Origin of the sequence: Niallia circulans (assembly GCF_003726095.1) — a bacterium.
In the GTDB taxonomy this organism is placed as follows: Bacteria; Bacillota; Bacilli; order Bacillales; family Cytobacillaceae; genus Niallia; species Niallia circulans_A.
In genome coordinates this window covers 407446-419646 of sequence record NZ_CP026031.1, presented here as the reverse complement: position 1 = coordinate 419646, position 12201 = coordinate 407446, and the positions used below count along the sequence as shown (strand labels likewise).

12 protein-coding genes, 1 pseudogene and 1 riboswitch are annotated in these 12201 nt (G+C 36.5%); of the genes and pseudogenes, 1 reads left to right on the top strand and 12 read right to left on the bottom strand.

Going from position 1 to position 12201, the window contains the following annotated elements:
* Positions 1 to 13 precede the first annotated feature (13 nt).
* From folE to C2I06_RS01860, 5 genes are all read right to left on the bottom strand, one after another.
* On the bottom strand, positions 14 to 577 hold the full coding sequence (gene folE, locus C2I06_RS01880; protein ID WP_095334029.1) for a GTP cyclohydrolase I FolE: 564 nt from the start codon (positions 575 to 577) through the stop codon (positions 14 to 16).
* 32 nt (positions 578 to 609) lie between these two features.
* Positions 610 to 1338 carry a 7-carboxy-7-deazaguanine synthase QueE gene (queE, locus tag C2I06_RS01875; RefSeq protein ID WP_061799649.1) on the bottom strand — a complete coding sequence of 243 codons (729 nt, stop codon included), beginning with the start codon at positions 1336 to 1338 and terminating at the stop codon, positions 610 to 612.
* Positions 1331 to 1813, bottom strand: a complete 483-nt coding sequence (gene queD, locus C2I06_RS01870) for a 6-carboxytetrahydropterin synthase QueD (protein WP_095334033.1) — start codon at positions 1811 to 1813, stop codon at positions 1331 to 1333. Before queD ends, queE begins: the two co-directional genes overlap by 8 nt.
* 4 nt (positions 1814 to 1817) lie before the next feature.
* Positions 1818 to 2495, bottom strand: a complete 678-nt coding sequence (gene queC / locus C2I06_RS01865) for a 7-cyano-7-deazaguanine synthase QueC (protein WP_123257358.1) — start codon at positions 2493 to 2495, stop codon at positions 1818 to 1820.
* Positions 2496 to 2531: 36 nt separating this feature from the next.
* Positions 2532 to 2574: riboswitch (PreQ1 riboswitch) on the bottom strand.
* A gap of 108 nt (positions 2575 to 2682) precedes the next feature.
* Complete coding sequence (locus tag C2I06_RS01860; RefSeq protein ID WP_095334037.1) at positions 2683 to 3567, bottom strand: CPBP family intramembrane glutamic endopeptidase; 885 nt, start codon at positions 3565 to 3567, stop codon at positions 2683 to 2685.
* Between the two features lie 240 nt (positions 3568 to 3807).
* Here C2I06_RS01860 and C2I06_RS01855 point away from each other — a divergent pair, with 240 nt between their 5' ends.
* Positions 3808 to 4020: a helix-turn-helix transcriptional regulator gene (locus tag C2I06_RS01855; RefSeq protein WP_095334038.1), complete on the top strand. Its 213-nt coding sequence runs from the start codon at positions 3808 to 3810 to the stop codon at positions 4018 to 4020.
* 52 nt (positions 4021 to 4072) lie between these two features.
* On the opposite strand, the pseudogene C2I06_RS01850 reads toward C2I06_RS01855, so the two are convergent.
* From C2I06_RS01850 to C2I06_RS01820, 7 genes and pseudogenes are all read right to left on the bottom strand, one after another.
* Positions 4073 to 5622, bottom strand: a pseudogene (locus C2I06_RS01850) (hydantoinase/oxoprolinase N-terminal domain-containing protein).
* Between the two features lie 3 nt (positions 5623 to 5625).
* Positions 5626 to 6714 (bottom strand): S-methyl thiohydantoin desulfurase family protein, encoded by a 1089-nt coding sequence (locus tag C2I06_RS01845; protein WP_095334042.1) that lies wholly within the window; start codon positions 6712 to 6714, stop codon positions 5626 to 5628.
* Between the two features lie 20 nt (positions 6715 to 6734).
* Positions 6735 to 8009, bottom strand: a complete 1275-nt coding sequence (locus tag C2I06_RS01840; protein WP_095334044.1) for a cytosine permease — start codon at positions 8007 to 8009, stop codon at positions 6735 to 6737.
* Between the two features lie 120 nt (positions 8010 to 8129).
* Complete coding sequence (locus C2I06_RS01835) at positions 8130 to 9731, bottom strand: PucR family transcriptional regulator (protein ID WP_095334046.1); 1602 nt, start codon at positions 9729 to 9731, stop codon at positions 8130 to 8132.
* 37 nt (positions 9732 to 9768) lie between these two features.
* Positions 9769 to 10623 (bottom strand): GNAT family N-acetyltransferase, encoded by an 855-nt coding sequence (locus C2I06_RS01830; protein WP_095334048.1) that lies wholly within the window; start codon positions 10621 to 10623, stop codon positions 9769 to 9771.
* Between the two features lie 182 nt (positions 10624 to 10805).
* Positions 10806 to 11504, bottom strand: coding sequence for an SDR family oxidoreductase (locus tag C2I06_RS01825; protein WP_095334050.1), 699 nt, complete (start codon positions 11502 to 11504; stop codon positions 10806 to 10808).
* Positions 11505 to 11548: 44 nt separating this feature from the next.
* Positions 11549 to 11923, bottom strand: coding sequence for a hypothetical protein (locus C2I06_RS01820; RefSeq protein WP_047941533.1), 375 nt, complete (start codon positions 11921 to 11923; stop codon positions 11549 to 11551).
* Positions 11924 to 12201: the final 278 nt, after the last annotated feature.

Below are 12201 nucleotides of genomic sequence, written 5' to 3'. Positions count from 1 at the left end.
CTTTTTTATTATCTTATTTAATCATCGCAAAAACTTCTGTGCGCTTATCACTGTCAGTCTGAAATACACCTCGTACAGCTGATGTAACTGTTTTAGCACCAGGCTTTTTCACTCCACGCATGGTCATACACATATGCTCTGCCTCTACCACGACCATTACTCCATGAGGCTCAAGTGTTTCCATCATTGTATCTGCCACAGTGGACGTTATTCGTTCCTGAAGCTGAGGGCGTTTTGAAACTGCCTCTATTGCTCGAGCAAGCTTACTTAACCCAGCCACTCTTCCGCCTTTCGGGATATAGGCAACATGTGCTTTCCCGTAAAAAGGGACTAAGTGATGCTCGCACATGGAGTAAAAAGGAATATCCTTTACTAATACCAATTCTTCATGGTCTTCATGAAAAATCGTTTCAAAATACTCTTTTGGATCGATGGTAAGACCAGAAAAAACCTCTTCATACATTTTCGCTACCCGTTTTGGAGTATCTAATAATCCTTCTCTATTTGGATCTTCTCCAACTGCTTCTAATAGTAAGCGAACAGCCTCCTCTATTTGAGGAGTATTAATTTTACTCATTCTAAAATCCTCCTAAAATCCTTCCCGACTATCTACACTCCACGCTTATTTCCCCAAATATACGTATGTAGCTGTGGAAGTACCTTCACATTTTTGAATTGATGATCAAGCATAGTTTTATCAATCAACCACTCATACTTCGCCAATAAATGCTCGACTAATTTAGTATCATCAGTCGTTTTATTATCTTCATTCCCAACTTGCAAGAAAAAAGGAATGTCAGGATAACGCAAATGCACTTTTTTGGCATAGTTGTAATCTTCATCAGAAAATACAACAACTTTTAAGCTAATATGAGTACTTCGATTAGCATTTCTTAATCTTTGCACAATGGAATCCAACATGTCAAAATCCGTATTCATTTTAGAACTTGGCGGCTTAGGAGAAATAGTTAGTTCATCAATATCTATAAACCAATCTTGCCATTTGCTCCCTTGTGTCTCAAGGCCAATCTTTATTTCCTTTTCCTTTAATAAATTTACCAGAAAGGAAAGATTTTTCAAGAGGGCGGGATTTCCTCCTGAAAGGGTGACAAAAGAAAATCCGTCTCCCCCTAGTCGAACTAGTTCCTCCCATATTTCCTCTGCCTGCATTTGCTTAATCAGCTCTTTACCGCTGCCATCCCAAGTAAAGGCAGAATCACACCAAGCGCAGGAATAATCACAGCCAGCTGTTCTGACAAACATCGTTTTTTGGCCAATGACCATTCCTTCTCCTTGTATCGTTGGTCCAAAAATCTCCATAACAGGTACTTTACTCACTCTCCATCCACTCCCTTCTCATTTCTGCATAACTAGTAGGAGTTTCATAGAGACGAACAAATTCTACTCTAGCCCCATTATCTGCTTGCTTTATCTCATCTTTATTCAAAGCCTCTGCCATTTTTTCAAAGATCCAATATACCATATTTTCGGCTGTTGTATTCATCGGTGGCAGAGTTTCATTCAAGTAGCGATGATCTAAGTAAATTTCAATCTCGTTTTTCCATATTTTTTTAATGTCACCAAAGTCTATCATTAATCCTCGGTTATCTAAATATCCACTTATTCCAAAAACGACCTTGTATGTATGTCCATGAAGATTCATACATTTTCCTTCATAAGCATGCAGGTGATGTGCCGCATCAAAGGTAAACTCTTTACTAACCATAACACGTTTGCAATGATATTTTAATTGCTTAGAAGAAATATCTTCCCCAAATTTTTGCAATCTATCTACTATTCGAAAGTCATGCATTCTCTTATAACCCCTTTCGAACAGCGAGATAATCATTTAATCCCTTTTTACGCAGCTTACAAGCAGGACATTCTCCACAGCCATCTGCCACAATTCCGTTGTAGCATGTTAGTGTTTTTTCACGAACAAAGTCAAAAGCACCTAACTCATCCGCAAATCTCCATGTTTCTTCCTTATTTAACCACATAAGTGGAGTATGAATGACAAATTGTTTATCCATAGAAAGATTTAATGTTACATTCAATGATTTAACAAAGATATCACGACAGTCTGGATAGCCGCTAAAATCTGTCTCACATACACCTGTTACAATATGTTTTGCTTGTATTTGACTTGCTAATACACCAGCAAACGACATAAACAATAAATTTCGTCCTGGAACAAATGTGGAAGGCAGCTCTCCTTCCTTGCCATCTTCGACTGCAATATCGTCTCTTGTTAATGCATTTGGCGCCAGCTGATTTAGCAGAGACATATCAAGAATATGGTGTTTAATGCCAAGCTCTTCGGTGATTTTCTGTGCACATTCAATCTCTGTAATATGTCTTTGATTATAGTCAAACGTTACAGCTACTACTTCTTTGAAATTTTTTATAGCCCAAAATAAACAAGTAGTGCTATCTTGACCCCCACTAAATACAACAACCGCTTTTTCGTTTTTCATTTTGCAAATCTCCTTCATATAGAAAAAACAGCACTACTAAGAAAGTAGTACTGTTTTTTCTTAGTTTTTTAAAGAGGGTAGCTAGAACCTCCACCGCCGAAACGGATTTTTACTATGCTATTGTTTAGCTCGATTTATTATATCGCAGATTCATTAATTATTCTATGACAATATTAATTTAACTTTATAATATGCTTATTGAAAATTACCTTTTCTTTGTAAATAAATTCGTAATAACGAATCCAAGAACAATAATGATTGTCGCTAAAAAACCGCCTTCCAGACCAAAAGAACCACCTGTTAGCCAATCATTTCCCACGGAAACATCTATTCCGTATAGACCATGGGGAGTGGTACCACTGACTGGAAAACCAAACACATTCCCTTGGAAATAATTCCATGTTATATGATAGCCAATTGGCATCCAAAGGCTTTTTGTCTTATCATACATATAAGCAAATAAAAGTCCTACAAGAAAAATATTGATAATTCCAAGAGCCGCTACATGTGGATTTAATAAATGAGCTATCCCAAAAATTAATGACGAAACGATATATACTACCCATTTTGAATTTTCGTTATCGGTAAGTGTAGACATAATATAACCTCTGAAGGTCAATTCCTCTGAAAAACCGACTAAAATAAAAAACAGTAGATAGGAAATGGTATAGGCTGAAAAGTTCGGTGAACTAATTGAATTTGTCAGCTCTATATTCTTAGTAACTAGTAACAGTAAAAAGATAAAAATAATAGAAACCGCACCAAGAATTAACCCAATAAAGAAATCGGAAGTAAAATGCCCAAACCCCATCTCTTTGATCTTTTTCTTATTCACAAATTTCCACAATAAAAACAGCATTCCTATACCGCCAATTAAGCCAATCCCTTGAGTAAAAAGAATAAACCAAGGAGATGATTCTATCACATCTTCCACATTTTCATTCAAACTATTTGGATCCGTCACCATTTGCAACACTACAGTGAGAACCGTCCCTGGAATCATTAATAAAGATTGAATAATTGTTGTTGTTGCTAAGGCTAGCACAATAATCCATCCAGATCTTACCTTGCCCAACTTATTTTTGAACATATTACCCTCCACTTCTTGGCATACTTAATTCGAAATTTCTCCCTCTCATTATATCTATTTTTTTTTGGAAAATATATGCTTTTATCCGTTAGATAAATAGAAAGTGGGTCTCGAAAAAGAAAGCAGACTGACTTTATGGTTCGTTAAGATATCTTCATTTAATAGAAATGATTAGTTAGTTAAAATTTTGGGTATTGAATAGTTACATAATAATATACTATAAAGATTGGGACGATTTTTATGATTCAATTTAAAAGTGATATGGAATTTAGAAAGTTTTTAGAAGAAGAATTAGTTTCTACCTCACAGGTTACCGAATTATTAGGATGTACACGGCAATATATCCATGACTGTGTAAAAAAGGGGATTCTAGAACCGCTCAATGTTGGCAATAAAGAAAGAATCTATTTAAAATCTGATATCATGGCACATATAAAGAGAAAGAGAAAATGAGGCACTCATTTTCTCTTTCTTCTTGCAGTCCATTTGTTTTAATCAGCTAACATTACGTTAGTTCTCCTACTACCTTTACTCTTAGTCTTGTCGCATTTCCTGGATGATATGCTAACGGAATTTCTTCTATTTCTACAAGTTCAATTGTTTCCACTTTTGCACCAGCTAATATTGCTTGCTGTTTCGCTCTTTCTTCCGCATCTTTTCGCGCCTCATCACGAGGAGTTTGTGAATAGATATATATTTGCTCATATTGTCCGCTGATTTGCGAAATGGATGCGCCTATTGCATTGGCAACCGCACCATTCTCATTATGAATGATTTCTTTTACCCCTTTTAACTGTCTTGGGATAATGATGCTCCCGCCTCCTACTAAAACAACCGTGGCATCATTATTACTTGTTTTCATTTTATCAATTGCTTCTTCCGTCATTGCGGCTATTTTCGCGTATGCTTGTTGAGCGAATTCTTCATCAATATGTTTCACTAATTCTGGATTTCCTATCTCTGCAACTCCTAACCGTACTGCAATGTCCGTTGTTGTGAGTGTTTCCCCCCGAAGACAAGCGCTTCTTCAGTAATTCGGTAACCTACGCTGTCTGGTCCAATCGTTACTTCATTATTCACGTTTCGGACAATACTTCCTCCGCCTAATCCAATGGATACAATATCCGGCATACGGAAATTTGTTCGGACTCCGCCTACATCTACTGCAAGCGAAGACTCACGCGGAAATCCGGCTGTTAAGACACCAATATCCGATGTCGTTCCACCTACATCTAATACCATCGCATCTTTAATCCCAGCTAAATAAGATGCCCCACGAATGCTATTAGTTGGTCCACATGCAATCGTTAAAATGGGAAATTTCCGAGCATACTCTATCGACATCAATGTTCCATCATTTTGGCAGAGAAATACTTGGGCATCTGTTATTCCTTCTTCTCTTAATGCATTTTCAAAGCCATTGCTTGTTGCTGCAATAACCTTAAATAAAGCACTATTTAATATCGTTGCATTTTCCCTTTCAATTAATCCAACAGAACCAATTAAGGAAGAACAAGATACTGGGGTTTCTTCTCCCATCACTTCTGCCACTAAATCGGCTACTCGAAGTTCTTGATCGTTTTTCAAGGAAGAAAAAACACCAACAACTGCTATTGCTTCTACTTTTCCTTTCCATTCCTTTAAAATGGAGCGGATTTCTTCCTCTGAAAAGCTAGACAGTACTTGTCCATCATACTCATACCCGCCTCCGGCTAAGCGATACTCTCCCGTTAAGACAGAAACCATTTCCTTTGGCCAAGCAGTATAAGGAAGGACAGAGGCCGTTGCAGGATATCCCAGTCGAATCACACCTACTTTAGCTAGTTTTTTTCTTTCCACAATAGCATTTGTACACTGAGTAGTTCCTAACATCGCATGGGTTACTTTTTTTCTATCAATCCCTGCTTCTTCTAATACTCTTTTTAAAGAAGAGACAATCCCTGACTCGATATCTTCACTTGTAGGCATTTTTACTTGATGGATTAAATTTAAACCTTCATCAAGTATAACAGCATCTGTATTTGTTCCCCCAACATCAATTCCTACTTTATACATCTATCACACTTCCTTTCTCACAAGATCCTCTAATGGTGTATAGGAAATATCGTAACCAAAATACTTTGGTCCTACTGTTTCAATCCCTTTCTCTGTTCTCCACTGGGGATCAGAAGGCAATGCCAGCAGCCTCACTCTTTTTCCATATTTCAGCGCTTCTGTCGTAACTGGATTTAATGTTTCTAAATCTACTAAACAAATGAGGTCAGGAGTCATAGCTAATGGTTTACCATTTTTTTGGGCTACTAAATTTTCATTTTGGAAAAATACTTGTACTTCTTCTCCGGTAAATTGCTCCAATCCATCTAATGTTACACAGCCCCTATTAAACCCTCCCATTGTATTTCGTTCAACATCTATAATTTTTCCATCAAACAAATGATATCCACTAGTAGTATCTAAGAGTTCGTGTAGTTTGGTTAATTCATCCTTTGTATTGGAGCGGATAATTTGTCCAATTGTTTCAGATAAGGTAATAATATTTTTCACACTATATTTTTTTAACTGCTCCCCTGTACATGGATAAATACTAACTAATGAACTTGCACCCATTTCAACGGTAGCTACTCTAGCAATCCGTTCTGTCCATTTATTATCAATTGTTTCCATAATACCGATATTTCCTTTTTCATCTGTTATAGCCATCGGCGTAGAAGAAACGCCATTTAGATGGAAGGTTACCATTTGTAGTTCTGGAAATGCCCGTCCCATTCCATCACAATCAATGAGCGGCAATCCTAACTGTGCAGCAACTACAATAGGAATCATGGAATTGACTCCCCCTGCTTCCATGGGAAATGTTCCCTTTACTTCTTTATTTAAATATTGACCTAGTTTTTTAAATACACGTACGAATTCATCACCTTTTGGAAATTTCTCTATCAACACAGATGGAGCCCCCATCATTGCCGCTGGGATAAAAAAATCATCATTTTCTACTTCTTCGGGTGACAAAAGTTGAACGGGACCATTTTCTTTTATCGCTGAAAGAGCCATCATTTTTCCTATGTAAGGGTCCCCTCCACCCCCTGTACCTAGAAATGCTGCTCCAACTGCTATATTTTCAATCGCTTCTTCATCTAAATATCGCATGTGATTCCCTCCAGTTGTGATTATTGATTAATAGATACTTGTTTTTGAACGATAATATTTCTGGCTACTAGATAACATACAAAGGAAATAACCATTCCAATCAATGGCTGATTTGGTAGCTGTGGTAAGCTTGGAAAAAAAGAGAAGATAACAGGAATGCCTGCAATCGCTGCCCCAACAAGCCAAGAGATTACTCCTAAGAAATTTATTCCTGCTTTACTAGCCCATTTTGATTTGTCCCCTTTTTGAATAACCCAATAAGAAGCAATCATTACCCCTGCGACAGGAGGAATCATGGCAGAAAGCACGGACATAATCGGAATAAAATAATCTAAAATTCCAACCACAGCAAGAAGTGTGCCTACACCACCTGCAATCGCAACTGCTATCCGTTCTTTTTCTTTTGAAATATTAAATACATTGATAATGGCAATTCCACCAGAAAAGGCATTTACTGCATTCGTAGTCCAGGTTGCTAAGATAAGAGCAATAATTCCCAAAACAGGTAGTCCTAGTTCTGTAAATACACTTGTAATATCAGCAGTTCCAGCAGTAAGGGTCAATATAGCGCCAACAGTGATCATTAAGACTCCAGAAGGCAATATCCCAATAAATGCAGCTTTGCCAACATCTTTACGTGATTTCGCATATTGAGAATAATCCCCTGCAATAACTGCACCTAACGCAAATGAACCAATCGTAATAGAAAGTCCAGATAAAAAGGACATGGATCCAGCCGGCAGATAATTTTTTATTTGTGCAACACCGTCACCCATTAAAGAAACCGCAACTGCATAGACACAGACTGCAAGCAAAATAGGAACTGCAACGTAATTTAGAATATTCAGTATTTTTATCCCGTAAATGGCTGATAACAGCATAATGATGCCCCATATGAGGGAAGAAAGCGGTACTGGCAGATTAATCCCATATACGCTTAAAAATTGGGAAAATGCTGCCCCACACACATTTGCTTGTATTCCGAACCAGCCCAGACATGCAACAGCTAATATAATCGAAATTATTTTCTTTGAGCCTTGTTCTCCAAAAACTTGCGAAGCGACACTAACGGTCGGCTTGTGTATATCACTGCTTTGTATTCCTTGAAAGATCATTAAAACAACAATAATTCCATACCCTAATAACCCGACTAGGACAGCTTCCCATAAAGGCATACCACTAACTAGTGTACCGCCTATTAATAAACTAGGTATACAAATCATCGAGCCCGTCCATAGAAAAGCTAGACTCTGCCATGATTGTGCCTCCTGATTTCCGTCTCTGTTGTCACTCATTTTCACGCCTCCTTTATTTAATTAAAACTTATTATATCGATAACGAAACTATATGTATTTAGCTGAACCGAAAAATAAAAAGAGCATTCTTTGTTTAATTGAACAAAAATGCTCTTTTTTCTATTGCTCTTTTATTTGTGCTAACATTCGATAAACAGCGACAGCTTTGTATAACTGAAAAACTTCTGGTGATTTCGTAACAGGATATTTGAGAATTTCGATTATCCTTTGAATTCGATATTTTATCGTATTTTTATGTAAGTAAAGAATATCAGCTGTTTCCTGAAAACGATTATTACCTTCTAATAAATATACCGTAAGTGTACTTAAGAGCTCTTCTGCTTGGTTGCCATGTTCTCTTATAGGCGAAATAGGCTGCAATATTTTCTCAATTGCCAATTCTCCACTATTAATAATCTGAAAACACTCTAAAGAAAAATTCATTTCTTGCAGGGTAAATATTTTTTTATATGGATAAATAATTTTTGCTATCCGTAAATACTCATTACAGTTCGTATATGCTTGCTGAACCTCTGTTGTATTGTTCATATTTTGACAAATAGTTATCGTAAAGTTCTGTTCCTTTTCATCCAACAAAGCTAACAATCGATTTGCTGACTGAAAGGGATCTTCTTGAATAATAGAATCATCTACTAGGATAATAAGAAAACCATTATAAAAATCAACCAATGAAACATGATAATTCTGTCTGACGTATTCTTTCACTTTCTTCAGCAGTTGCTCTTCCTCCATATTGTTCGTTTCCACAATCCACATCATATGGATAGCTGTGACATCAATATTTAATATATTGGCCAGACGTCGCATCTTTACACTTTCATCGTTCATAATCGCCTTCATTAGCTCTGCTGTACTTATTTCATCGTAGTGTTTTCCCCATAAATTAATAAATACTTGCACGACTTCTGCTAATTGAACAGCTGTATCAAGAACTAAAGGATCCTTTTCCTTCAAAATATATAAATTTAAAAAAGGGATTCCTTCTTGGGCAATTACTTTTTTTGATATATATAAAGGCTGGTCGCCATTTCTTTTCACCAAAACTTGGTCAACAGACAATTCTTTATATTGCTCAACTGTTTCAAAGATATTCATTGTACTTGTTCTTGGCCATGTGACTGCATGGATCACCTGGTTATTTTTATTGGCTAATACAAGAGAAGAACGAGTACGGTCAGCCAGTATTTTTAAGACAGTGTCCATATTTCTTTGTGGAAGTGGTACTCCAGATATTTGCTCAACCATCTCACTTACAAAGCTAGGGGAAGCCATCTCATTCTTTACAATCGCTTCAATGACTTCATATATAACTTCACTATAACGCAAAGACATTTGCTTTTCAGGCATAACAATTAATGTAAAACCGAGTGTATCTGCTAATTCGATAACTTTCTCATCAATTTTCGGGAGAAAAACACCGACATAATATAAGATTAAGCCAATTTCCCCTACTTTATGCAAATGCTCAATTGTTCTGCATTGTGCCTCAACATCATCTTTAATCATGATTAAGGCAGAAATAACAATTTCACTTCCATAAAACTCATCATTATTAAACAAATCTTCCTTCAGAGAAGCTACATCCGTATATTCTAAAACCGAAATAGAGGAAACTAGCTTTGTTAGTCCCTCTTTCCCTGCAACTACTTTTGCCTCACGCAGGGAAGGGAGCTTTAATAATTCTTCTAACTTTATACTCATCCAAAAACCTCTTTCTTATTTGGCAAATCTAAATCCTTTATCCATAAGCCTGGGCTGCAATTACATAAAGACTGCCATTTCTCTCAGGAAACGCTTCGCTATTTTTAACCATTACCGGAGGACGATCCTTTTCTTGAAAATCTAATTCTACGAGTGCTTTTATTATCTCTTTTTTCCCTTCTACTAGGTCCATTCTTATCATCCCCCTATTGTTAGAGATGATTGTTTGTATAAGAAGCATAGCCTGTTCATCATTTTGAGCAACAACGGGACCTATTACTAGATTAGCAGGCTTTTTTACAGCAGCAGCATAGCCAACAATCAAATTACTTTTCTTTATCACTATTACTTCTTTTGCCTGCTCAAATCTATTCTTTAGAAACAGGTCTCTCTCACAGCCAAATGCCTCTTTGTCCAATTTGAGCATTTCTTTAAAATCTTTTGACTGATATGGGCTTATCGTATAACCATTTAGCGATTGTCTGCACTGCTGCCCTTCTCCAAGTAGTTTCGTCACATGACTATAATCATTAAATCCCAATTTTTTATAAACTGGTCTTCCTTCTCGCGTGGCAATTAACATAAGGGCAGAATCTTTTGAAACCTGATTCATACATGTAACTAATAACTCCTTGGCTAAACCAATTCCACGATAATCTGGATGAACAATAACCATACCGATAGATGCCAAATTGCTTCCATATGGAATAATTGCGGCACAGGATACCACCGTATGTTTATCATTAACATGCCCAAAGACCGTCCCCGAAGCAAGTAAAGTGCGGATTTCTTGCTTATCATAATCCCAGCCGACAATAGTCGCTAGAGAAAGCAGTTCTTCCATATGTTTTTGATTTAAAAGCTGCATTGTTACGATTTTTTCCTTGTTCATCAGATTCTCCTTCCAAAACAAATCAACAGAATATTATAAATAATATTTCTATTATAATGGGAATCTACAAAAAGTGGGGATTTTTCTTTTATCATTTCGTTTAAAAGAGTTTCCATACATAAAAAAAAATCAGAAATAGCTTTGCATCGTGCCGCCCATTTCTGATACTATCTATATATTACTTAGATTTTCATTTCCCGTCCTCTAAAATCAATAAAACCTAATTCACTCGTTCCGACGATTTTTCCTTCTAAAATATCTAATATCCCCTTTGCCGAATCGTCTGGATAGCCTGTTGCATCTTCCCCACCCATATCCGTTTTGATCCAGCCAGGATGAATAGCATATACCGTAATATTCTTTTCTTTTACATATCTTGATAATTGAACACTAAACATATTCAGTGCCGCTTTGGAAATACCGTACGGGAAATCTCCTCCATAGGCGTTTTGGATACTTCCTGCTTCGGAAGAAATATTAATAATAGCTTTGTCCTCGCCTTTATGTATAAGCGGAAGAAAATGCTTCATTACTCTCATTGGTCCTAATACATTGACGTCCATCGTAAATTGGACATGCTCGAAATCTAATTCTTCGATCTTTTTCCCTCGTTCTGTTAACACTCCTGCATTATTAATAATCCCATCAATGGCTCCAACATCCTTGGCAGCAAGTTCAGCCGCTTTGATAATTGATTCTTCCTGAGTAACATCAAGGTAATATGTATGTAGTTGATCTGGATATTGTTCTTTCAAAAGATTAATAGGAGAAGTTTCCTGAACCGTTCGAACTCCTGCAAGCACAGTATGTCCCCTTTTCAAAGCAGTTTTAGTTAGATGAATTCCCAAGCCTCGATTTGCCCCGGTAATTAATATTTTCACTTTTTATCCACTTCCATTCCAAATGAATGTAGTATTATTGACATTTACCCTTTTTCTGGCTGTATCTCTGTATGAAGTGCTTTAAAAAAATGTTGAATATGTTTATAGCTTGAGCCGAAATCACCCAAAGTCCCTTCCTTTGAGCAATAAACATCCACAGCTGATTGCATTCCTGCTAATTTGTAAACAGTCACAATCATTAAGCTTGAGCCTTTGCTGAGTACGATTTCTCCTCTCTCCATATCTACTTTTTTCAGATCCCAATTTGTCAGTTTTCTTTCGACTACATTCTTAATCGTTTCCATTAAGCGATCCCGGCTTTTTTTATAATAACGAGTCTTCAATTCAGGAACCTTAGGCTGTTCCTTTGTTTCTTCAAAACTTTTAAAAATACCAACTAGTACACGTGATAAAGTCAATTGCTTTTCCTCCTTAAAAACATGAAATCCTCTTATTTTGTTAACCGTTTGTTAGTACTCATCTTCTACTAACAGCCGTTCTTCTTTTTGGTTATACGATTTAAATGTAAGAGCTTTCTTTTTGTTTTTATTATAGCTTATATACGTAAATCAATCTAGGACAAACTATTTAGATAGCTAGTAAACAATAACCCTTTCTATTAATATATTATCCTGCCAGTTAGCTTATGCCTGAATGGAGCTTAACTAATGAATAAGATGAAGAAGGCTAGTTTAAT